General features: G+C 62.6%; 21 protein-coding genes and 2 tRNA genes. 15 read left to right on the forward strand and 8 right to left on the reverse strand.

What is annotated here, in order from left to right; all coding sequences use genetic code 11:
• Positions 1-35: 35 nt before the first annotated feature.
• The 5 genes from NKL04_RS05660 to derI all read left to right on the forward strand — a co-directional run bounded on the left by NKL04_RS05660 (position 36) and on the right by derI (position 5,355).
• A complete protein-coding gene (locus tag NKL04_RS05660; RefSeq protein ID WP_023672596.1) occupies positions 36-1,595 on the forward strand; it encodes an FGGY-family carbohydrate kinase in 1,560 nt (519 codons plus the stop codon).
• Positions 1,592-3,109, forward strand: coding sequence for a glycerol-3-phosphate dehydrogenase (locus NKL04_RS05665; RefSeq protein WP_023701687.1), 1,518 nt, complete (start codon positions 1,592-1,594; stop codon positions 3,107-3,109). The genes NKL04_RS05660 and NKL04_RS05665 overlap by 4 nt, the downstream gene beginning before the upstream one ends.
• Complete coding sequence (locus NKL04_RS05670; RefSeq protein ID WP_023701686.1) at positions 3,109-4,047, forward strand: sugar phosphate isomerase/epimerase family protein; 939 nt, start codon at positions 3,109-3,111, stop codon at positions 4,045-4,047. Before NKL04_RS05665 ends, NKL04_RS05670 begins: the two co-directional genes overlap by 1 nt.
• 76 nt (positions 4,048-4,123) lie before the next feature.
• Positions 4,124-4,891, forward strand: coding sequence for a triose-phosphate isomerase (locus NKL04_RS05675; protein WP_023701685.1), 768 nt, complete (start codon positions 4,124-4,126; stop codon positions 4,889-4,891).
• Between the two features lie 26 nt (positions 4,892-4,917).
• Positions 4,918-5,355: a D-erythrulose-4-phosphate isomerase gene (gene derI / locus NKL04_RS05680; protein ID WP_023672592.1), complete on the forward strand. Its 438-nt coding sequence runs from the start codon at positions 4,918-4,920 to the stop codon at positions 5,353-5,355.
• A 15-nt stretch (positions 5,356-5,370) separates the two neighbouring features.
• Here the strand turns inward: derI and dhaL are convergent, their stop codons facing one another.
• The 3 genes from dhaL to NKL04_RS05695 form a co-directional block, all read right to left on the reverse strand.
• Entirely contained in the window at positions 5,371-6,012 is a 642-nt protein-coding gene (dhaL, locus tag NKL04_RS05685) for a dihydroxyacetone kinase subunit DhaL (protein WP_023701684.1), read from the reverse strand.
• Between the two features lie 24 nt (positions 6,013-6,036).
• Positions 6,037-7,044 carry a dihydroxyacetone kinase subunit DhaK gene (locus NKL04_RS05690; RefSeq protein WP_023667709.1) on the reverse strand — a complete coding sequence of 336 codons (1,008 nt, stop codon included), beginning with the start codon at positions 7,042-7,044 and terminating at the stop codon, positions 6,037-6,039.
• Positions 7,045-7,251: 207 nt separating this feature from the next.
• Positions 7,252-7,326: transfer RNA gene (locus NKL04_RS05695), tRNA-Asn, on the reverse strand.
• Between the two features lie 231 nt (positions 7,327-7,557).
• Here NKL04_RS05695 and NKL04_RS05700 point away from each other — a divergent pair.
• The 4 genes from NKL04_RS05700 (at position 7,558) to NKL04_RS05715 (ending at position 10,580) form a co-directional block, all read left to right on the forward strand.
• A complete protein-coding gene (locus NKL04_RS05700; protein WP_027050334.1) occupies positions 7,558-7,818 on the forward strand; it encodes a PGPGW domain-containing protein in 261 nt (86 codons plus the stop codon).
• A gap of 334 nt (positions 7,819-8,152) precedes the next feature.
• A tRNA-Cys gene (locus tag NKL04_RS05705) sits at positions 8,153-8,226 on the forward strand.
• Positions 8,227-8,334: 108 nt separating this feature from the next.
• On the forward strand, positions 8,335-9,009 hold the full coding sequence (locus NKL04_RS05710) for a protein-L-isoaspartate O-methyltransferase family protein (protein ID WP_023701682.1): 675 nt from the start codon (positions 8,335-8,337) through the stop codon (positions 9,007-9,009).
• A 185-nt stretch (positions 9,010-9,194) separates the two neighbouring features.
• On the forward strand, positions 9,195-10,580 hold the full coding sequence (locus NKL04_RS05715) for a TolC family outer membrane protein (protein ID WP_023667706.1): 1,386 nt from the start codon (positions 9,195-9,197) through the stop codon (positions 10,578-10,580).
• Positions 10,581-10,595: 15 nt separating this feature from the next.
• Here the strand turns inward: NKL04_RS05715 and NKL04_RS05720 are convergent, their stop codons facing one another.
• The gene (locus NKL04_RS05720; protein WP_198029317.1) at positions 10,596-10,961 is read right to left on the reverse strand and encodes a hypothetical protein; all 366 of its coding nucleotides are present in this window, start codon (positions 10,959-10,961) and stop codon (positions 10,596-10,598) included.
• Between NKL04_RS05720 and NKL04_RS05725 the strand changes: the two genes are divergently transcribed.
• The 5 genes from NKL04_RS05725 (at position 10,903) to NKL04_RS05745 (ending at position 19,229) form a co-directional block, all read left to right on the forward strand.
• Positions 10,903-11,778 (forward strand): PopZ family protein, encoded by an 876-nt coding sequence (locus NKL04_RS05725; protein WP_023681664.1) that lies wholly within the window; start codon positions 10,903-10,905, stop codon positions 11,776-11,778. The genes NKL04_RS05720 and NKL04_RS05725 overlap by 59 nt on opposite strands.
• Before the next feature lie 268 nt (positions 11,779-12,046).
• Positions 12,047-14,830 carry a valine--tRNA ligase gene (locus tag NKL04_RS05730; RefSeq protein WP_023701681.1) on the forward strand — a complete coding sequence of 928 codons (2,784 nt, stop codon included), beginning with the start codon at positions 12,047-12,049 and terminating at the stop codon, positions 14,828-14,830.
• Positions 14,831-15,189: 359 nt separating this feature from the next.
• Positions 15,190-16,404 carry an OmpP1/FadL family transporter gene (locus tag NKL04_RS05735; protein ID WP_023701680.1) on the forward strand — a complete coding sequence of 405 codons (1,215 nt, stop codon included), beginning with the start codon at positions 15,190-15,192 and terminating at the stop codon, positions 16,402-16,404.
• Positions 16,405-16,693: 289 nt separating this feature from the next.
• Positions 16,694-18,418: a dihydroxy-acid dehydratase gene (gene ilvD / locus NKL04_RS05740; RefSeq protein ID WP_023681661.1), complete on the forward strand. Its 1,725-nt coding sequence runs from the start codon at positions 16,694-16,696 to the stop codon at positions 18,416-18,418.
• The gene (locus NKL04_RS05745; RefSeq protein WP_023667701.1) at positions 18,405-19,229 is read left to right on the forward strand and encodes a tetratricopeptide repeat protein; all 825 of its coding nucleotides are present in this window, start codon (positions 18,405-18,407) and stop codon (positions 19,227-19,229) included. Before ilvD ends, NKL04_RS05745 begins: the two co-directional genes overlap by 14 nt.
• A 201-nt stretch (positions 19,230-19,430) precedes the next feature.
• Here NKL04_RS05745 and NKL04_RS05750 read toward each other — a convergent pair whose 3' ends face one another.
• The 4 genes from NKL04_RS05750 to erpA all read right to left on the reverse strand — a co-directional run bounded on the left by NKL04_RS05750 (position 19,431) and on the right by erpA (position 21,349).
• Positions 19,431-19,685 carry a hypothetical protein gene (locus NKL04_RS05750; RefSeq protein ID WP_245260192.1) on the reverse strand — a complete coding sequence of 85 codons (255 nt, stop codon included), beginning with the start codon at positions 19,683-19,685 and terminating at the stop codon, positions 19,431-19,433.
• A gap of 116 nt (positions 19,686-19,801) precedes the next feature.
• Positions 19,802-20,596 carry an exodeoxyribonuclease III gene (gene xth / locus NKL04_RS05755; protein WP_023681659.1) on the reverse strand — a complete coding sequence of 265 codons (795 nt, stop codon included), beginning with the start codon at positions 20,594-20,596 and terminating at the stop codon, positions 19,802-19,804.
• 8 nt (positions 20,597-20,604) lie between these two features.
• Complete coding sequence (locus NKL04_RS05760; RefSeq protein WP_023701679.1) at positions 20,605-20,997, reverse strand: VOC family protein; 393 nt, start codon at positions 20,995-20,997, stop codon at positions 20,605-20,607.
• Positions 20,998-21,001: 4 nt separating this feature from the next.
• Complete coding sequence (gene erpA, locus NKL04_RS05765) at positions 21,002-21,349, reverse strand: iron-sulfur cluster insertion protein ErpA (protein ID WP_031209525.1); 348 nt, start codon at positions 21,347-21,349, stop codon at positions 21,002-21,004.
• A 76-nt stretch (positions 21,350-21,425) separates the two neighbouring features.
• Between erpA and NKL04_RS05770 the strand changes: the two genes are divergently transcribed.
• Entirely contained in the window at positions 21,426-22,640 is a 1,215-nt protein-coding gene (locus NKL04_RS05770; protein ID WP_023701677.1) for a deoxyguanosinetriphosphate triphosphohydrolase, read from the forward strand.
• Positions 22,641-22,689: the final 49 nt, after the last annotated feature.

A 22,689-nucleotide genomic window follows, 5' to 3' on the forward strand; every position in this document is an offset into this window, starting at 1 on the left:
GTGACTTGCCTTCATAACCATCCGGAACTTGCGGCATGAAAGACCTGCTGATCGGGATCGACGCGGGAACGTCCGTGATCAAATCGGTCGCTTTCGATCTATCGGGGCGGCAGCTCGCCATGGCATCGGTGACCAACAGCTTCGTCACGCTGGAAGGCGGCGGCGCCGAACAGGACCTTAATCAGACCTGGCGCGACATGGTGCTGACCGTTCTCGATCTGGCGACGAAAATTCCAGACCTCGCGCGGCGAACCGCGGCCGTCGCGGTCACCGGGCAGGGCGACGGCACCTGGCTGATCGATGGCGACGGCATGCCGGTCGGGCGCGCGTGGCTCTGGCTCGATGCGCGCGCCGGACATCTGGTGGACGAGATGCGCGGCGATCCCCGGGATCGCACGCGGTTCGAGATCACCGGCACCGGGCTCAACGCCTGCCAGCAGGGCGCTCAGCTCAGCTGGCTGAAGAAAAACAGCCCGGAAATCCTGGAGCGCGCCGCCACTGCCTTTCACTGCAAGGACTGGCTCTATTTCAAGATGACCGGCGAGCGCGCCACCGATCCTTCGGAGGGAACATTCACCTTCGGCGATTTCCGCGCGCGCAGCTATTCCGACGAGGTGCTCGACATTCTGGATCTGACGTCGCACCGCCGCCTGCTGCCCCCCATGCTCGAAGGCACGACCGACCATCATCCGCTTTCTGCGTCGGCAGCAGGCGAGACCGGCCTGCTTGCGGGCACGCCGGTGGTGCTGGGCTACGTCGACATGGTCAGCACCGCGCTCGGCGCCGGCCTCTATGATCCAAGCGGCAATGTCGGCTGCACGGTCATCGGCTCGACCGGCATCCACACACGCCTAGCGCGCACTCCTGATGATGTCGTCCTCAACGACAATGCCTCCGGCTACACGATCGCCATGCCGGTTCCGGGCGCCTATGCGCAGCTGCAATCCAATATGGCGGCGACGCTCAACATCGACTGGCTGCTTGGCCTGGCGCGCGACGTGCTGACCGCCAGCGGCGCAAAACCTTCGCGCGACGAGCTGCTGAAAGCGCTCGATGTCTGGGTCGAAGGATCGGAGCCGGGATCGCTGGTCTATCAGCCCTATATCTCGCTCGCCGGCGAACGCGGACCGTTCGTTGACCCCGACGCACGCGCGGGCTTCATCGGCCTCTCGGTCAAGCACGGTTTTGGCGATCTGGCGCGCGCCGTTCTCGAGGGATTGGCCTTCGCGGCCCGCGATTGCTACCAGGCCATGGGCAGCATGCCCAGCGAGATCCGCCTGTCTGGCGGCGCGGCGCGCAGTCCGTCGCTGCGCCGTATTATCGCCGCGGCAACCCGCGCGCAGGTCAGAACCAGCAGCCGCCAAGAAGCAGGTGCCGCGGGTGCGGCGATGATGGCCGCGGTCGGGCTCGGCTTTTATCGCTCGATGGATGATTGCTGCGCCGAATGGGTGACGCCGCTTCTGGGCGAATGCGACGCCTATGACGAGGCGCTTTCGCAAACCTACGATGCGCTGTTTCCGTCTTTTGTCGCGGCGCGTCAGGCGCTGCATCCGGTGTGGAAATCGATGGCGCACCGCACAGGAGCTAAGTCTTGAGCGATACAACGGATATTGTCGATCTCTTCGTGATCGGCGGTGGCGTCAACGGCGCCGGCATAGCGCGCGATGCCGCGGGTCGCGGGCTGTCGGTCATCCTGTGCGAGAAGGACGATCTGGCGCAAGGCACCAGCTCGCGTTCCGGCAAGCTGGTGCATGGCGGCCTGCGCTATCTCGAATATCACGAGTTCCGGCTGGTGCGCGAAGCGCTGATCGAGCGCGAGGTGCTGCTTGAGGCGGCGCCGCACATCATCTGGCCAATGCGTTTCGTGCTGCCGCACAGCCCCGAGGACCGGCCGGCATGGCTGGTGCGGCTCGGGCTGTTTCTCTACGACCATCTTGGCGGCCGCAAGCGGCTGCCGGGAACGAGGACACTGAACCTGAGAACGGCGCCGGAAGGGGCGCCGATCAGGGACGAATTCAAGCGTGGCTTCGAATATTCCGACTGCTGGGTCGATGACGCCAGGCTGGTGCTGCTCAATGCGCTCGATGCCAGTCAGCGCGGAGCAAAAGTCTTCACTCGCACTGCCTGTATTGCTGCCTGGCGCGAAGACGGCCTGTGGTCGATCGACATGCAGGACGGCCGCACGGGCGCTGTGACGAGGGTCCGCGCACGCGGGTTGGTCAACGCGGCCGGGCCATGGGTGAATGACATCGTCAGCCGCGTCGCCGGACAGAATTCCACCCGCAACGTTCGCCTGGTAAAAGGAAGCCATATCGTCGTGCCAAAATTCTGGGAGGGACGGCAGGCCTATCTGATCCAGAACAACGACAAGCGGGTGATTTTCGTCAATCCGTATGAGAATGATCTGGCGCTGATCGGCACCACCGACATACCCTATGAAGGCAGGCCTGAGCTAGTGGCGGCCGAAGCCAGCGAAATCGATTATCTGATCAAGGTGGTCAACCGCTACTTCAAGCGCCAACTCACCGCGCAGGACGTGGTCTACAGTTTCTCGGGCGTGCGGCCGCTCTATGACGACAATGCCGACAACCCGAGCGCGGTGACGCGCGACTACATCTTCGAACTCGACGCCCCGAACGGTGGCGCGCCGCTGCTTTCTGTGTTCGGCGGCAAGATCACCACCTTCCGCAAACTGTCCGAACATGCGCTGGAAAAGATCCAGCCCTTCTTTCCGACCATGAAGAAGGCCTGGACAGCCAAAATTCCCCTGCCGGGAGGCGACCTGCCCAACGCGGATTTCCAGCAGTTCCTGGGCGATCTGCACGCCGAGTTTTCGTGGCTTAGCCCGTCGCTGGTGAAGCACTATGCCCGCAGCTACGGCACGCGCACGCGCGCCTTGCTGAAAGGCGTAAAAGGCGAAGCCGATCTCGGCCGTCGTTTCGGCCCGGATTTCTATGAGCTCGAAGCTGTCTTCCTGTTCGAGACCGAATGGGCGATGACCGCCGCCGACGTTCTCGAACGCCGGACCAAACACGGGCTGCATATCAATGCGGCCGAGCGGAAAACATTCGAAGACTGGTGCACAAAGACAATGGCGGCGGTGAACTGATGGCCTTCACGCTTTCGCTGAACACCAACCCGCTGGTCAATCGCTTCGCCGATCCCGACGATCTGATCGACGCCATTGCCTATGGCATCGGCATCCGCGACGTGCAACTGACGCATGAATTCGTCAATCCGGGCTGGCCGGCGGCAACGATCGCCAAGTTCGTTCGCCTGTTCAACAGCGCCCTGGCGCGGACCGGCGTGCGGATCACTTCGGGTATGACCGGTCCCTATGGCCGGCTCAATCATTTCGGCCATCCGGACGCGGATGTGCGCCGCTATTATGTCGATTGGTTCAAGACCTTCGCCGACATCTCCGCCGAACTCGGCGCGTCGGGCATGGGCACGCAGTTCGCCATATTCACCTACAAGGATTTTGACGATCCGCAGCGGCGCGCGGCGCTTCTCGACATCGCGCTCGAATGCTGGCGCGAAGTGGCCGAGCACGCCAAGGCGGCGGGCCTGACCTACCTTTTCTGGGAACCGATGTCGGTCGGGCGCGAGTTTGGCCACACGATCGAAAGCTGCGTCGAATTGCAGGGCGCCATCGATGCGGCCAAGCTGCCGATCCCGATGCAGATGATGGTCGACATCGACCATGGCGACGTGACCTCGCCCAGTCCTGACGACACCGATCCCTATGCCTGGGCGAAAGCGTTCCCGTTGCAATCGCCGATCATCCACATCAAGCAATCGTCGATGAACAAGGGCGGGCACTGGCCGTTCACCGCCGCCTACAACAAGGATGGCCGCATCATCCCGCAGAAGCTGCTCGACGCCGTGCGGGCGGGTGGCGGAACCGACAATGAAATCTGCCTTGAACTTTCCTTCCGGGAGAGGGAACCGGTCGATCATCAGGTTATTGCAATGATCCGTGAGTCGGTGGATTTCTGGGCGCCTTACATCGACAGCGGCCGCGAAAGTCTCAAGCCTCGCGCTTGAGGCAAACCGCCGGCCCGAAGGCCGGCGCAGACCCGGAAACACGCATCATTCGAATTTCGGATCGAAGGAGAGAAGAATGGCCCCATATTGGGTCGGCACGAGCTGGAAGATGAACAAGACGCTGGCGGAGGCGCTGCAGTTCGCCGAGGCATTGGCGGCGTTCGTGCCGGGCTTCGATCCGGCGATACAGCCTTTCGTCATTCCCCCCTTCACCGCGGTGCGGCAGGTCAAGGCGGCGCTCGCCAACACCCGCGTCAAGGTCGGCGCCCAGAACATGCATTGGGCCGATGCCGGTGCCTGGACGGGCGAGATTTCGCCGGTGATGCTGAGGGATTGTGGGCTCGACCTGATCGAACTCGGCCATAGCGAGCGCCGTGAGCATTTTGGCGAGACGGACAAGATCGTGGGACTGAAAACCGCAGCGGCAGTCAAGCACGGCTTCGTACCCTTGATTTGTGTCGGCGAGACGCTGGCCGAGCGCGAGGGCGGCCGCGCCGACGAAATCCTGACCGCGCAGGTTTTGGGCGCGCTGCAGGGTCTCGCAAACAATGAGTTGTCGGCAGAGATACTCTTTGCCTATGAACCGGTGTGGGCGATCGGCGAGAAAGGCATTCCGGCCAGCGCCGACTATGCCGACAAGCAGCAGGCGCTGATCAAGCAGGTCGCAGCAACCCGGTTGCCGACCGCCCCGCTTGTGCTCTACGGCGGCAGCGTCAATCCCGGCAACGCGGCCGAACTGATCGGCCAGCCGCATATCGATGGGCTGTTCATCGGCCGCTCGGCATGGCAAGCGGAAGGCTATATCGACATTCTCAAAAAGGCGTCGGCCGCCATTGCGCGCTGACCACGAAAACGAAGGAGTTAATTGCCATGAAGATCGCACTCGGAGCCGACAGCGCCGGCAAGCCGCTGCTCGATGTCATCGCCAAGCATCTCGCCACCAAGCCAGAACTGCAGGTCGTCGATCTCAGCCAGGCCGGATTCTACGCCGATATTGCCGCTGCGGTCGGCCACGAAATTGTCGACGGCAATTACGACCGCGCCATCCTGTTTTGCGGCACCGGCATCGGCGTCAGCATCTCGGCCAACAAGGTGCCCGGAATCCGTGCCGCGCTAACCCACGACACCTATTCGGCGGAACGCGCTGCGAAATCCAACAATGCCCAGATCATCACCATGGGTGCGCGCGTCATCGGCCCCGAACTGGCCAAATCGATCGCCGACGCCTGGCTGGCCTCGGAGTTCGATCCGAACGGTCCCTCTGCCGCCAACGTGCAGGCTGTCGACAAGCTCGACGCGAAGCGCTGAGGATCCGCTCCCGACCTAGCCGGTCAAGGCGATCCGCATCGCCTCGATCACAGTTACGGCGGACGCCGCGCCTGGATCCATATGGCCAAGCGAGCGTTCGCCGAGGCGGGAGGCCCGGCCCTTGGTGGCGATCATCGTCTTGGTCGCCTCCGCGCCGACCTTTGCCGCCTCGGCTGCAGCCGCGAGGCTGCCGGCCAGCCCCTTGCCGGCGGCCAGTGCCTCGCCCGCAGCCCTCGCGGCCGGCGCCCACGCATCGATCATCGTCTTTTCGCCAGGCTCGGCGTTGCCGCGATCCTGAATGCCTCTGGCCATCGCTTGGAACATAGCGACCGCGTCGGCGTCGTCGAGCGTCGCCTTGCCCTTGACGGCGGCCGCGCCGCGCATGAATGCCGTGGCATAGAGCGGGCCCGAGGAGGCGCCGACGGCGTTGAGGAACGACTTCGCCGCCGTGTTCAGCAAGATGGTCGGATCGGTGGTCCCGTCGTCCAATGCGGCCACCGCGTCGCGTGCCGCGGCAAATCCCAACTCCATGGCAATGCCGTGGTCGGCATCGCCGATCACCCCGTCAAGCGCGCACAACCGGTCCCGGTCGGCTGACATGGCGTCGGCGATGGCAACGAACATCGCGGCAAGGCGGGTGGTGTCGATTGTTGTCATCTGTTGTTCCTTGCCGTCCCCAGTTTACCCGGCGCGAAACATGGCGCAGTCGCAAGGGTGGTCGAGCATCGTTTGCAACTCGTCGTCGAGGTGGTGCAGCGTGATCGAAGCGCCGGCCATTTCGAGCGAGGTGCAGTAATTGCCGACCCAGCTTGCGTGAATGGATACACCGATATCGTCAAGCCGCTGCTTCACGCGCCGGTTCATGATGTAGAGTTCCATCAGCGGTGTCGAACCCAGCGAATTGACCAGCACGGCGACCTTCTCGCCGCGTGCCGGCGCCATCTCGGCGAGAATCCTGTCCAGCATTTCGTCGGTGATCTCGTCGGCCGTTTTGAGTTTTCCGCGTGCGATGCCGGGTTCGCCATGGATGCCCATGCCGATCTCCATCTCGTCGGGTCCGATTTCGAAATTCGGCCGGCGGGTTTGCGGCAACGAACAGGGCGCCAATGCGACGCCCATGGTAAAGGTGTGGTCGTTGGCTTTCCCGGCAATGCGTTCGCATTCATCGAAAGACAACATGCGGTCGCAGGCGGCGCCTGCCGCCTTGAAGATGAAGAAGTTCCCTGCGACACCGCGCCGCTTGTGCCTGTCACCAACGGGCGCGGAAGCGACGTCGTCGGTGCTCAGCACCGTGCGCACCTCGATGTCGTCCATCGCGGCCATCTCGGCCGCCATGTCGAAATTCATGACGTCGCCGGCATAGTTGCCGTACATGAACAGCACACCGGCGCCGCCGCTCGCCGCCTTGGCGCATTCGAGGATCGGGTCGGGCGGCGGAGAGGCGAAGACATTGCCGATCGCCGCCGCGTCGGCCAGCCCCTTGCCGACGAAGCCGAGAAAACTCGGCTCGTGGCCCGAGCCGCCACCAATGACGAGGCCTACCTTGCCTTGGCGCGGTCCATCGCGGGCGATGATCGAGCGCGGGCTTCCGTCAACGGCTTTGAGATGGCGGGGATGCGCAGCCAGGATGCCTTCCAGCATCTCGTCGACGGCCCGATTGCCGTCATTGATGATCTTCTTGGTTTGCACCAACGTCCTCCCGATTTGGTATTTTCATAGGTGATACCGGGCGTTATCAGGCTGCCTTCGGGCGAGGGCAGGGGCGCGATGCCCACCAAACTGCCTCGATCGGCTTCGTAGCTGTTACCAGCCGTTCTGGCAGAAGCTAAGCGGACCGAAGTGCGCGGACAATGGCGCTGTAGTGTACAAGATCGCACCACGGCTTAGAAAAGGCGGTGGCTCCCCGGGCCGGATTCGAACCAGCGACCAACCGGTTAACAGCCGGTTGCTCTACCACTGAGCTACCGGGGAATAGAGGCTCTCATGTGAGTGGCGCAGCCTATAGCAAACCCTTTTCGGCTTTGCAAAGAAGCATTTCGCATTTTTTAGCGCATTTTCACCCAATGGTTTCTGGCAATCGCCGGATGACACCACATATGAGCCGTCTTGGGCGCCGTCGGACCTTGGTCGGCGGAACCTGAAAGGCGATTGCAGCCTTTAGCGCATATGGCTTTATCGAAGGCAACCGGATCGACTTTCGACATGACTGCAGCAGACGAAAACCAGGCACCGGCGCGGAAAATCTCGGTGTTCGGGCGCGAGTTCACCATGCCGCGCTCGCGCGGGCTGAGGATCGCCATCGGTATCGTGCTGGTGTTTTTCGGCCTTCTCGGTTTCCTCCCGATTCTCGGCTTCTGGATGATTCCGCTCGGCCTTTTGGTGCTTTCCTACGAATTTGCCGCGGTGCGCCGCCTGCGGCGCCGGTTCGTCGTCTGGTGGGAACGGCGTCGCCGGCCAAATTGAAAGCGATGGCGCGCGGTCCCGGTTCAGCGGACGCTTCGCTTCCAGCCCCTCGCAGACCTTCCCCTCGAATATCTCCTTGAGAACGGCAGCCCTGGTGTCAGCCGCGCGTTTACGGTGGAAGCCAGTTTGCACCCGCTGCATAAAGCCGCGGGTTCGAGTTTCGCCGGTCGCGCAGCCATGCTTGAGGAGCGGCCAATATGCCGGTGCGCCAAGCGCTGAAACCGCTCGGGAACCACGTTGCGGCGGCTGATGAGGAAAGCGCGCCGGAATGCCGCGCGGACGCTTGACGACCTTTCGCTGCCACCATATTGAGTTCGCTCGCCGGGAGCGATGAGGCCTCGTGGCGGAGTGGTTACGCAGAGGACTGCAAATCCTTGCACCCCGGTTCGATTCCGGGCGAGGCCTCCAATCGCTTCAACTCCCGCATGCCGGGGGCTTGAGTTCCGGTCGAATGCGCCGCAGTGTCGGCGCGACAAGCGCATTTCAGCGCATTGGCTTTGACGGATTGGTTGGGACATGAGCGCTGATTTCTCCGAACTTCGCGTCAAGATGGTCGACGGCCAGGTCCGCACCACCGATGTGACCGACGCAGCATTGCTCGATGCCATGCTTGCCGTGCCGCGCGAGGCCTTTGTCGGGGCCGGCCGACAGGCTCTCGCCTATATCGACGAGGATATCCGCATCTCCGACGGCGCCGATGGCAGCGGTGCGCGCTACCTCATGGAGCCGTCGCCGTTGGCCAAGCTTTTGCAGTTGGCCGAGATCGACGCCGGCGATTCGGTGCTCGATGTCGGCTGCGGCACCGGTTATTCCGCGGCGCTGCTGTCCAGGCTGGCCAAATCCGTCGTGGCGCTGGAAAGCGATACCACACTGGCGGAAGCAGCCAAAGCGGCGCTTTCGGCGCAGGGCTGCGATAACGTCACCGTGGTCACCGGCCCACTGCCGCTAGGTCATGCCGCCAAGGCGCCCTACAATGTGATTCTCATCGGCGGCAGCGTCGAGAAAGTGCCTGCGGCGCTGCTTGACCAGCTTGCCGAAGGCGGCCGGCTGGTGGCTGTGGAAGGGCAGGGCAATGCGGGCGTAGCTCGGCTCTTTTTCAATGCAGGGGGGGTTGTAACCGGAAGACGGGCATTTAATGCGGCAATTAAGCCACTACCCGGATTTGAACGCATTCATGCCTTCGAGTTCTAAGTGATTTTGCCTTGCAGCAAAGACTCTGTCATGTTGGCTTGCGATTGAACAATCGTTGCTGATTGGTTAACCGGGGTTTCGGGAGGCTGTCAGCGGGGGAACGATACATCGACGCGGCGCTGGCCCATCTCTAGGAATGGGCTGGCGTGGCGTGGTTCCCGTGCAAAACGAATGAGGGATATAAAGTGCCGTCCTTAGCCAAGAGTCTGTTTGTTACCGTCCTCATTTCCGCGACAGCGCTTTCGCCGATAGCCGCCTCGGCGGAAACCATTCTCGGCGCGCTTTCCAAGGCCTACCAGAACAATTCCTCGCTGAATTCGGCCCGTGCCGGCGTGCGCGTCACCGATGAGGGCGTGGCGATCGCCAAGTCGGGCTATCGCCCGGTGATCACTGGTTCGGCTGATATCGATTACACCTCCAGGCACCTAAACGGCAGGAACGCGAGCCTGGCATTGACCACCGGCAGCTTCGGCGTTCGGATTGATCAGACGCTGTTCGACGGCTTTCAGACCAAGAACAGGGTCGCGTCGGCCGCTGCGCAGGTGAGGGCCTCGGTCGAGGGCCTGCGCAACACCGAAGAGAACACGCTGTTCAACGCGGCGAGCGCCTATATGGACGTGATTCGCGACCGCCAGGTGGCGGTGCTGACCGAACAGAACCTGCAGTTCCTGACCGAGCAGGCGCGCGCGGCACGCTCGCGCTTCGAGGTCGGCGAGGGCACGCGCACCGATGTGGCGCAGGCCGACGCGTCGCGTTCGGCCGCGGTGGCGCAATTGAGTGCCGCCCGTGCGCAGGCTCTGGCCAGTGCGGCAACCTATCATCAGATCGTCGGCGACGAGCCGGGCAAGCTCAAGGCCGCGTCGCCGTTGGCGAAGCTGTTGCCGAGGAGTCTCGAGGCGGCGATCGGTATTGCATCGAACGAGCATCCGGCCATCCTGGCCGCCCTACATTCCGTCGATGCAGCGGGATTTGATGTAAAGACGCAGGAAGGTGCGTTGCTGCCGCAGTTGACTGCCAGTGCCGGCCTTTCCCATGCCTATCAAAATACCGTACCTGGCGCGGGGAATTCGGACGGCGACTCCAATGCCGCCACCGTCGGCGCGACGCTGACCGTTCCGATCTATTCGGGCGGCCGTACCTCCGCACTCGTTCGTCAGTCGAAGGAATCGCTCAGCCAGGCTCGCATCGAGGTGGATGTCAGCCGTGACTCGGTGCGCCAGGCCGTGACCTCGGCATGGACGCAATACATTGCAGCGCGGGAAAGCGTCGACGCTAATCGGCAGGTGATCGCGGCCGCACAGTTGGCACTCAACGGCGTCATCGAGGAGCGCAATGTCGGACAGCGCACCACGCTCGACGTGTTGAACGCCCAGAACGCCGTCATCTCGGCAAAGATCGACCTCGCCAGCTCCGAGCGCGATGTGGTTGTAGCGAGCTACGCCATCCTTTCGGCAATGGGCCGCCTGTCGGCCGATCGCCTGGCGTTGAATGTGGTGAAGTACAAGCCTGAAGAGCACTACAGAGCCGTCAAGGACAAATGGATCGGGCTGCGTACGCCGGACGGTCGTTGAGCCCACCTGGGCGGCTCAAAAGATTGAAAGTATCGTAGCGCCGCGCTTTCCAAGGATGCGCGGCGTTTGTCTTTTGTAGCCTAAATTGTTGAAATCCGGCGTCTTCCGAGATTGGGGATTCTCGGATGGCGATCCGTCGGCTACGCTGTCGCCATGATTCGTATCCGGCTTTGCCGGACAGGAATCCAGGAACGGGTCACTGCAGCGCCACGCGTCCGATGGATGCGCAAAGGAGGCTGTAGAACTTTGATTTTGCGCCTGATCCTCTTCGAAAATCGAAGATCGATTTTCGGGATCATGCGCGGGGGCGGCGGATGTGACGATGGCGACGGCAAGCAGCGCACAGCGCGAACCTTCCATGGAAGAAATACTGGCTTCCATCAGGAGGATCATCGAAGACAGCGACACCGGCCGCAAGGGCGACGCCGATGAGTTGCGACAGGACCTTGTGCCGGCCGCCGGGCCTGTTTCGGATGTCGAGGCCTTCCGCAGCGAATTGCACAGCTCGACCGAAAGCAAGAAGCCGGTGACGCTGGCCGAGGTGCAGGCCCAACTGGCCGAGCCGGTGGTTGCGCGGCTGGAGCCGCGCTCCGAGCCGTCGCCAGTGAAGCCGGCCATTGCGGCAAATGCCACGACCGCCGCGCCACCCGCGCATGCTCCGATGACCCTGGCGGAAGTGAGCGCCAGGATAGCCAGTGAACCTGCCCCCGCCGTCGGGGCAGAAGCTGCAGTGCGGGCAAAGACGGAAACCACCGACTCGATCGTCACGGATTGGCGCCGCGAAATCGCGGCCGTTGGCAATCAGGCAAAACCGGCTGAGACAGTACGGCGGCCCGAGATCAGGCAGCCAGAGACTGAAAATCGGCAGGCAGCAATCGCGGAGGTCGAGGCTTTCGAAGACGATCTCGCTGCCGAGCCGGCTTTCGAGCCTCATCCTTCGCGCAGCGAGCACGCGCGCCCGGCCGATACAATTCCGGTTCGGCCGGCGATCGTTTCGGAACATACGGGACGGCAAGTCGCAGCCGCCTTCGGCGAGCTCTCCGAAGCCTTCGCCAGCCGCAGCAAGAAGACCTTCGACGAGATGGCCGAGGAGATGCTACGGCCGATGCTGCAGGATTGGCTGGACAACAACCTGCCGACGCTGGTCGAGCGCCTGGTACGCGAAGAAATCGAGCGCGTCGCGCGCGGCGCGCAATAGGCATCACCACAGCCCGTTCCTGATTAAAGCGCCGCCTTCGGGCGGCGCTTTCTCGCTGCAGGCCAGCGTCCGGCTGATGTCGCGAATGCGATCAGCTTCCCGTCGGGATCGCTGACGATGAAGGTGCGGGCATGGCCTTCCCGTTGAAATGACCAGGGCCCCGCCTATCTGCGTTGAAGGACTGAGGCAGCCCTCGCGGTTGACTCGGCCAAAACCTTCCGATTTACACCGGGTCAGCAAAACTCCCGACCGCGCGGACCACTTTCCCATGCTTGAAAAGACCTACGACGCCAAGACCGTCGAACCCAAGATCGCCAAAATCTGGGAAGAGGCGGACGCATTTCGCGCCGGCGCAGGTGCGGAAGAGGGGGCCGAGGCCTTTACCATCGTCATCCCGCCGCCCAACGTCACCGGCTCGCTGCATATGGGCCACGCACTCAACAACACGCTGCAGGACATACTCGTGCGCTTTGAGCGCATGCGCGGCAAGAACGTGCTGTGGCAGCCGGGCATGGACCATGCCGGCATCGCCACGCAGATGGTGGTCGAGCGCCAGCTGATGGAGAAACAGATCCATCGCCGCGATCTCACCCGCGAGGAGTTCATCGAGAAGGTCTGGGAGTGGAAGGCCGAGTCCGGCGGCGCCATTTTCAACCAGCTGAAGCGGCTCGGCGCCTCGGCGGACTGGTCGCGCGAACGCTTCACCATGGATGAAGGCCTGTCCAAGGCCGTGCTCGAAGTTTTCGTCAGCCTCTACAAGGAAGGGCTGATCTACAAGGACAAGCGCCTTGTGAACTGGGACCCGAAGCTGTTGACGGCGATCTCCGACCTGGAGGTCGAGCCGCAGGAGGTCAATGGCAATCTCTGGCACTTCCGCTATCCGATCGAGGGCGAGATTTTCGATCCGGAAAATCCTGGGACATTCATCACCGTGGCGACGACACGGCCCGAGACGATGCTGGGCGATACGGCAGTCGCCGTGCACCCGGACGACGAGCGCTACCGGCATCTGGTCGGCAAGAATGTCGTGTTGCCGATCGTCGGCCGGAAAATTCCGGTTGTGGCTGACGAGTATTCCGATCCCGAAAAGGGCTCCGGCGCGGTCAAGATCACGCCGGCGCACGACTTCAACGATTTCGAAGTCGGCAAGCGCCACAAGCTGCCGGCGATCAACATCCTGACCATCGAGGCGGCAATAACGCTCAGGGATAATGAGGATTTCCTCGCCGGGCTCGACGTGACGCCGGAGCGCCAGGCCGTCTGGGATGAGCTCGACGGTCTCGACCGTTTCGTCGCGCGCAAGAAAATCGTCGAGCTGATGGAGGCCGGCGGTTTCCTCGACAAGATCGAGCCGCATCGCCACGCCGTGCCGCATGGCGACCGCGGCGGCGTGCCGATCGAGCCGTTTCTGACCGAGCAGTGGTATGCAAACGCCGCCGAGCTGGCCAAGCCGGCGATCGCATCGGTGCGCGAAGGCCGTACCAACTTCGTGCCGAAGAACTGGGAAAAGACCTATTTCGACTGGATGGAGAACATTCAGCCCTGGTGTATTTCACGCCAGCTGTGGTGGGGTCATCAGATCCCGGCCTGGTACGGGCCGGACGGCCGCGTCTTCGTCGAGAAGACCGAGGAAGAGGCGCTGGGCGCCGCGATCGAATATTATCTGGCGCTGGAAGGCCCGTGGAAGGCCTGGGTCGAGGAGAAGCTCGAGACCTTCAAGCCGGGCGAAATCCTGAGCCGCGACGAGGATGTGCTCGACACCTGGTTCTCGTCCGCACTGTGGCCGTTCTCGACACTGGGCTGGCCGGATCACACGCCGGAGCTGAAGACCTATTACCAGACCGACGTGCTGGTGACCGGTTTCGACATCATCTTCTTCTGGGTCGCCCGGATGATGATGATGGGCCTGCATTTCATGCACGAGGAGCCGTTCCACACCGTCTATGTGCATGCGCTGGTGCGCGACAAGAACGGGCAGAAGATGTCGAAGTCGAAAGGCAACGTCATCGATCCGCTCGACCTCATCGACGAGTTTGGCGCCGATGCACTGCGCTTCACGCTAACGGTCATGGCGGCGCAGGGGCGCGACGTGAAACTCGATCCGGCGCGCATCGCCGGCTACCGCAATTTCGGTACCAAGCTGTGGAACGCGACACGCTTTGCCGAGATGAACGAGGTCGCGCGCAATGACGATTTTTGGCTGAACGACGCCAAGTTGCCGGTCAACCGCTGGATCCTGACCGAATTGACCCGGGCGTCGCACGCGATCACCGAGGGCATCACCTCATACCGCTTCAACGAGGCGGCAGGGGCTGCCTACCGCTTCGTCTGGAACCTGTTTTGCGACTGGTATCTCGAACTGCTCAAGCCGGTGTTCATGGGCACTGACGAGGCGGCCAAAGCCGAAAGCCGCGCCTGCGTCGCCTTCGTGCTCGACGAGATCTACAAGCTGCTTCACCCGATGATGCCGTTCATGACCGAGGAGTTGTGGGCGCAGACGGCGGGCGAGGGCCGGACGCGCGCAACGCTGCTTTGCCACGCCGCCTGGCCGTCGCCGGACTTCGAGGACGCGGACGCGGCCGCCGACATCAACTGGCTGGTCGATCTGGTGTCCGGCATCCGCTCAGTGCGCTCCGAAATGAACGTGCCGCCGGCGGCGATCGCACCGTTGGTGGTGGTTGGCGCCAGCGTCGAGACCCGGCAGAGGCTCGACCGCCATGCGTCCGCCATCAAGCGGCTGGCGCGGGTCGGCGATATCTCGCTGCAGGACGCGGCACCCAAGGGCTCGGCCCAGATCGTGCTCAACGAGGCGACGATCTGCCTGCCGCTCGGCAGCCTGATCGATCTCTCAGCCGAGGCGGCGCGGCTGCAGAAGGAGCTGGCCAAGGTGACCGAGGAAATCGCGCGGTTGCACAAGAAGCTGTCGAACGAGAGATTCGTCGCCAGCGCGCCGGAAGAGATCGTCGCAGCCGAGCGCGAAAAACTCGACGAATACCGCGATCAGCAGGAGAAGCTTTCGGTGGCGCTGACCAGGGTGCGCGACGCCGATTGAGCGCCGGATTCGCGAGACGCTTGCAGCGCTTCGCGAAGGTTCTTTTGCTCGAACAACAGGCATTCCGTACGGTTAATATTGACGTAAACGGAAAGTTTCAGCCCCATTGTTGCCATAATGTGACAATCGGGCCAAATAGCTCCGAAAGGGCTTGTTTTTGAGCTTTTTGTGACGGGTTTCACAGAATTCTTTCGCTGATCTGCCCCCGGAAAGCCGTTTTTCGGCCTTGCTTCGGAACCAGCCGCTGTGCCGGAAAGGCAGCCGGCTCAGGTGTACATGTACGCTATGTGAATTCATTGTTGCGCCGTTAACCCGAATTGGTTCTAGCTTGACCCACTAGTATTTCGGGGAGGATATCCATGAACAATCTGCGTTTTAAAACACTGCTGGGGGCGGGGTGTTTTTCGCTGGGCTTGATCGGTTCCGTACATGCCGGCGGCATCGAGCGCGGTGGCTACGACATCGACCTTCTGTTCGATCCGGCGCGCTTCGCCACCGAAGCCGAGGCGACCTACGTGATGCCTGAGCGCAAGCTCAAGAATGCCGTCGACGGCAACGCGACGCTCAACTTCAAAAGCACAGCTGATGACAGCGAAGGCTACTGGGTGCCGCGCATAGGCTTCAAGGCCGAGGTGGTTAAAGACGTCGACTGCATGGCTGACTATTCGCAGCCTTGGGGCGCGCATACGAATCCTGGCATCTGGAACGGCTCTTTCTCCAACATCGAAACCGATATCAAGAGCAATAATTACGCAGCCACCTGCTCCTACAAAATGGATGCCGGCAAGGGCCAGCTACGTTTTATCGGCGGCGTCTTTTACCAAGAAGTCTATGGTTTCAAGGAAAGCTTCATCACGCCGCTGGCGCCTGGCGCCGTTGGCCGCGTTGACCTAAAGGGTACCGGCTGGGGCTGGCGCGCCGGCCTTGCTTATGAGATCCCCGAAATCGCGCTGCGTGCCAGCCTCGTTTATAACTCGCAGGTCAAGTTGGACAATCTTGAGGGTACGCTCGACCTATCGCAAGTCGGCCAGGGTAAACCTGACATCTACGGTTCCGCGTCTATGCCGGATTCGGTGGAATTGAAGCTTCAGTCAGGCATCGCGCCTGGCTGGCTCGCTTTCGGCTCGATCAAATGGGTCAACTGGAGTGTGCTGCAGAGCATTCCGATCTGCTCGCAAGCAACCAAGGGCCTTGCACCTTGCACGACGATTTCCCCATTTCCAGTTAGGCTAACCTCGCTCGACCTGATGTACCGCGATGGCTGGACGGTGACCTCCGGCATCGGCCACAAGTTCAATGAGCAGTGGAGTGGTGCCGCCCAGCTATCTTGGGATCGCGGCACGTCGCACGGTGTTGGCTCGCAGACCGATACCTGGACGCTCGGTGGCGGCGTCGCTTACACGCCAACCGCCAACATCGAAGTGCGGTTGGCCGGCGCGGTTGGTGTACTGACCAGTGGTCACTCAGGCACGTTGACTGACGAGAATGGCTATGAGGCCGGTACCGACGTCAGCTACGACTTCGGCAACGATCTGGTCACGGCAATTTCGGGCGGCGTCAAGATCAAGTTCTAAGGCTCTGAAAATTATAACGAAAGGCCGGGTATAGCCCGGCCTTTTTGTTTTGTGGGTGGACCATCGAGCGATGACGGAAAACTTGGTGTTGCAAATCCGCCGCACCTGTGTCGTCTCTCGGAATTGTGACGTTTTGGCAACAGTTCCCGGCCAACCCCCGCGCTACGGTCCTGTCCGAAGAAATTGCCCATTTCCCGCCATAAACCCGGCGCACCTCGAATTCGTCTCGGGACACGCGCCAAAAGGCTCGGCCATGAGGCAGGCCGCGCCGCCTGCGGCAAGGAAGAGAATGGACGCCAGAGTCATTTCCAAGGCCAAGCTGCCGAGCCGCCATGTGACCGTCGGTCCGGCGCGTGCGCCGCACCGTTCGTATCTCTATGCCATGGGCCTGTCTGCGGCCGAGATCGCGCAGCCGCTGGTTGGCGTTGCTTCCTGCTGGAACGAGGCGGCGCCTTGCAACATCTCGCTGATGCGCCAGGCGCAAGTGGTCAAGAAGGGCGTCGCCGCAGCCAACGGCACGCCGCGCGAATTCTGCACCATCACCGTCACCGACGGCATCGCCATGGGCCACCAGGGCATGAAGTCGTCGCTGGTGTCGCGCGATGTCATCGCCGATTCGGTCGAACTCACCATGCGCGGCCATTGCTACGATGCGCTGGTCGGCCTTGCCGGCTGCGACAAGTCGCTGCCCGGCATGATGATGGCCATGGTGCGGCTCAACGTGCCGTCGATCTTCATCTATGGCGGCTCGATCCTGCCGGGCTCCTATCGCGGCCGCCAGATCACCGTGCAGGATGTGTTCGAGGCTGTCGGCCAGCATTCGGTCGGCACGGTCAGCGATGCCGAACTGCTCGAGATCGAGCAGGCGGCGTGTCCGTCCGCCGGCTCCTGCGGGGCCCAGTTCACAGCCAACACCATGGCCACCGTCGCCGAGGCGATCGGCCTGGCGCTGCCGTACTCCTGCGGCGCGCCGGCGCCTTACGAGATGCGCGACCGCTTCAATTTCGCCTCCGGCGAAAAGATCATGGAGCTGATCGCCAAGAACATCCGGCCGCGCGACGTCGTCACGCTGAAGGCGCTGGAGAATGCGGCGACCGTGGTTTCGGCCACCGGCGGCTCGACCAATGCGGCTTTGCACCTGCCGGCGATCGCGCATGAGGCAGGCATCAAGTTCGACCTGTTCGACGTTGCCGCGATTTTCGAGAAGACGCCCTACATCGCCGACCTCAAGCCGGGCGGCAAATATGTCGCCAAGGACATGTTCGAGGCCGGCGGCATTCCGCTGTTGATGAAGACGCTGCTCGACCACGGCTATCTCCATGGCGACTGCATGACCGTGACTGGCCGTACTTTGGCCGAAAACATGGAGCATGTTGCCTGGAATGATAGCCAGGATGTGGTCCGTCCCGCCAACCGACCAATCACTCAAACCGGCGGTGTCGTGGGCTTGAAGGGCAACCTTGCCCCCGAAGGCGCGATCGTGAAGGTCGCGGGCATGACGGAGCTGAAATTCTCAGGTCCGGCACGGTGTTTCGATTCGGAAGAGGAATGTTTCGAGGCGGTCACGCACCGCAACTACCGGGAAGGCGAGGTTCTCGTCATCCGTTACGAAGGTCCGCGCGGCGGCCCGGGCATGCGCGAGATGCTGTCGACGACGGCGGCGCTTTACGGCCAGGGCATGGGCGGCAAGGTCGCTCTCATCACCGACGGTCGTTTTTCGGGCGCGACGCGCGGTTTCTGCATCGGCCATGTCGGGCCCGAAGCTGCCGTGGGCGGCCCGATCGGGCTCTTGAAAGACGGCGATGTGATTTCGATCGATGCAACCAAAGGCACGATCGAGGTCGATTTGTCCGAGGCCGAACTGGCAACGCGGGCGAAGGCCTGGAAGGCGCGCACGACCGACTATCAGTCGGGCGCGATCTGGAAATACGCACAGACGGTAGGGCCTGCCCGCGACGGCGCGGTCACCCATCCGGGCGGTGCCAAAGAAACACATTGCTATGCGGATATCTGAGTTGTTGAGGTCGTCTGTCCTTCCGGCACTGGTCGCTGTTGCGATCTTTGGCGCCGTGGGCCAGGCCATGGCCTTCGACGACAAGGTGTTCGACGACAAGACCGGCGTGAAGCCGCAATCGAGCCCATGGGCCGTGTTCCAGTTCGGCTTCTCCGCTTACAAGAGCGGCCACAAGGAACAGGCGGTCGAGGCCTATAAATACGCCGCCGAGAACGGCCAGATCGGCGCCACCTGGAAGCTCGCGCGCATGTACGCCGAAGGCGACGGCGTGACGCGCGACGACTATGCGGCCTTCAAATTCTTCTCCGAGATCGTCGATCAGGATGTCGAGCCTGGATCGCCGGAGGAAAGCTATGTCTCCGACGCGCTGGTGGCGCTGGGCGACTATCTCCGGACAGGTATCCCCGGCAGCCCGGTCGAGGAAAACGAGGTCGCGGCGCAGGAATATTACATGCGCGCGGCCGCCAATTACCGCAACCCGAACGCCCAGTTCGAGATGGGCCAGATGTTTTTGAAGGGCGAGGGCGGCGTCAAGGCCAGCGTCAAGCAGGCCGGCCGCTGGTTCCAACTCGCCGCCGAAAAAGGCCATGCCGGCGCCCAGGCGACGCTTGGCAATCTTCTGTTCCAGAGCGGCAAGATCGTGCGCGGTCTGGCCATGATGACCGCCGCGCTCGAACGCGCCTCGCCGAGCGACCAGCCGTGGATCCGCGGCATGCAGGAAGAGGCATTTGCCGCCGCCGGCGAAGCCGACCGTCGCACTGCCATTTCGCTTGCCGACGACATCCTGACCAAGGGCGGCGGCGACCAGTGAAATTGCCAATCTCCCCCCTTGAGGGGGAGATGCCCGGCAGGACAGAGGGGGGCGCTGTCCCGCTGGCATTTCAGTTGACTAAAGTTTGCCCGGGTTGGACTGAGAGGGTGAGCTTGTTTGACCGAAAGGTCGCGTTTCTTCGCGCCCCCCTCTGGCTTGCCGGCCATCTCCCCCTCAAGGGGGGAGATTAGCTCACATCCATCAGTTCTCGGTGAGTTCCGCCGGCGCCGCTCTGTGTACCGGCATCGAGATCGGCGTGACGTGCAGATGCGGCTTCATCGTGCTGTCGGGGCAGCTGTCGCCGATCTTGGTCCATGAGGTGTTGTTGAGCACCAGGTCGCAGCGGGCCATATGGCTCTTGTCTGAAACCGTCAGGCAGGTGACCTGGCCGACCTGGTAGGACTTGCCATTGGCCAGGCACTGCTGGTCGGCAAGTGCCGCTGCAGGGGAGGCCATGGCAAATGCCAGGCCGATCGGGCAAAAGAGGAATCGTAGTGCCATGGAACCCCAGCCGCCATGCTGATCTCTGACTGAATGGCGCGATTGTGGCGATATCAGGGTTTCGGCTGATATCAGGCCGGCAGCAGCGCCAGATCGATCGCCACCGGCACATGATCGGAAGGCTTTTCCCAGGCGCGCACATGCTTTTCGATCGAGGCCGAGGAAAAGCGGTTGGCCGCTTCGGGCGACAACAGCAGATGGTCGATGCGGATGCCGTTGTTCTTCTGCCAGGCGCCGGCCTGGTAGTCCCAGAAGGTGTAGACGTCGGCCGCATCGGTGACGGCGCGCACCGCCTCGGTAAAGCCGAGATTCTTCAGTCGCCGGAAGGCTTGCCGGGTCTGCGGCTGGAACAGCGCATCGCCAAGCCAGTTCTCGGGGAAGCGCGCATCGATCGGCTCGGGGATGACATTGTAGTCGCCGGCCAGCACCAGCGCCTCCTCCAGAAGCAGCCGCTGCTCGGCCCAGCGATGCAGCCGCTCCATCCAGGCCAGCTTGTAGGGAAATTTCTTCTCGTCATCGATGGGATTGCCGTTGGGCAGATAGAGCGAGGCGACGCGCAGCGCGCCCTGGTCGGTCGAGAACACGCCCTCGATGAAGCGCGCCTGCTCGTCGGTGTCATCACCGGGCAGGCCCCTGATAACCTCGTCGAAGGGAAGCTTCGACAGCAGGGCGACGCCGTTAAAGCCCTTCTGGCCATGGGTTTCCACGTTGTAGCCAAGCGCCTCGATCTCGGCGCGCGGGAACTGCTCGTCGACCGACTTGATCTCCTGCAGGCAGACGATGTCGGGCTGGCTTTCGCTCAGCCAGTGGGTGAGGTTGCCGATGCGGGCGCGAATGCCGTTTATGTTCCAGGTGACGATTTTCATGGGCGGCCTCAGGGATGTTCGGGCGAAAGACGTTCGACAAGCCCGATCGTATTGCCTGCCGGGTCCTTTAGAAAGGCCATCCACTCGCTTTCCCCCGCCGTTCCGAACGTGCCTTCGGTGTCGTTGTGGACGAGCGCCGGCGGTGCGGTGAAGGGAACGCCGGACGCTTTCGCCTCGGCGTGGAAGGCTTCGAGCCCGGCTATATCGAGATAGACGGTGCCGGCCGGAACGCCATCGGTGAACAGCAACCTGATATCACCGGCCATGATGAAGGCGATGCCCGGCGGATCGTAGCGGGCGTGAACGTTGAGGCCGAGCACATCGCGCCAGAAGGCCAGCGTCACTTCGAGATCGCGCCCGGCCGACAGTGCGACCTGACGGACCGGGCCGACGCCGGACATCTGCCTAGATGGAGAAACTGGTGCCGCAGCCGCAGGAGGCGACAGCATTGGGGTTGCGGATCTGGAACGATTGACCCATCAGATCGTCGACGAAGTCGATCACCGAGCCGCCCATATAGACCAGCGACAAATCGTCGATCAGCACGGTGGCGCCGTCCTTTTCGATGGCGACGTCGTCGTCGTTGCGCGTACCGACCAGGTCGAACTTGTAGGAAAAGCCGGAGCAGCCGCCGCCTTCGACGGAGACGCGCAGCGCCGTCTTGCCGGCATCGCCCGAGACGATTTTCGCGATCCGCCTGGCGGCGGACTCGGTCATCTCGACTTTCATGGCAGTCTTGGCATCAGCGCCCATGGGCGTCACCTTGCTTTCGGTTTCACATGATAGGTATGAAGCGGGAAGGGGCAAGTCAACTGCGGCGGCATCAGCCATGACAAATGAGCTTGGCGACATTGGGTTCGGCTATCGGCCGCGCGCGGCCTATGCCAGCGACCCGGCCAGGTCGCGCGGGCGGCTTTATGAAGAGGTCGAGAGCCCGACGCGAACGCCGTTCCAGCGCGACCGCGACCGCATCATCCATTCGACAGCGTTTCGCCGCCTGAAGCACAAGACGCAGGTGTTCGTCGCCCATGAAGGCGACCACTATCGCACTCGGCTGACGCATTCGATCGAGGTGGCGCAGATTGCGCGGGCTCTGGCGCGGGCATTGCGCGGCGACGAGGATCTGGCCGAGGCGGTCGCGCTGGTGCACGATTTCGGCCACACGCCGTTCGGCCATACCGGCGAGGACGCGCTGAACGAGCGGATGGCCCAATGGGGCGGCTTCGACCACAATGCGCAGTCGCTGCGCGTGGTGACGCGGCTGGAGCGGCGCTACGCCGAGTTCGATGGGCTAAACCTGACCTGGGAAACGCTGGAAGGCCTGGTCAAGCACAATGGCCCGCTGACCGATGCCAAGGGAAAGGGCCTCAAGGGTCCGGTGCCGCAAGCGATCCGCGACTATTCCGAACTGCACGACCTCGAACTCGACCGTTTCGCCGGCATCGAGGCGCAATGTGCTGCGATCGCCGACGATATCGCCTACAACACCCATGACATCGACGACGGCCTGCGCTCCGGCTTCCTGACCTTGGACATGCTGGAAACGGTGGCGCTGCCGGGATCGATCCTGGCAAGCGTGCGCGCGCGCTATCCGGGCCTGGACGATGTGCGCACCGGCCATGAGCTGATGCGCCGGCAGATCACGATGATGGTCGAGGATGTCATTGTTTCCACCACCGCCAATCTTGAGCGCATCAAGCCTGACAGCGCCGAAGCGGTGCGGGCGGCGGGCGAGACGATGGTGACCTTTTCCGCAGACATGGCGGCGACCGAGAAGGATTTGAAGACCTTTCTTTACAAGCATCTCTACCGGCATGACGAGGTGATGCGCGTTCGCACTGAGGCCGAGCAGATCGTGCGCGACCTGTTCGATGTCTATTTCGCCGATCCGCGCGCAATGCCGGACGGCTGGCGGGAGGGGCTCGACCGGGCGGAGGACCGCATCAAGGCGCGCAGCGTCGCCGATTTCCTGGCGGGGATGACGGATACCTACGCCTTGAAGGAACACCGCCGTCTGTTTGACCATACGCCCGATTTAAGCTAGGGCGGGCGCGATTTGCCGGCCAATGAGCCGGTTCCCCTGCACAGTCCGC

Origin of the sequence: Mesorhizobium sp. C264A, from assembly GCF_040324515.1 — a bacterium.
GTDB lineage: Bacteria > Pseudomonadota > Alphaproteobacteria > Rhizobiales > Rhizobiaceae > Mesorhizobium.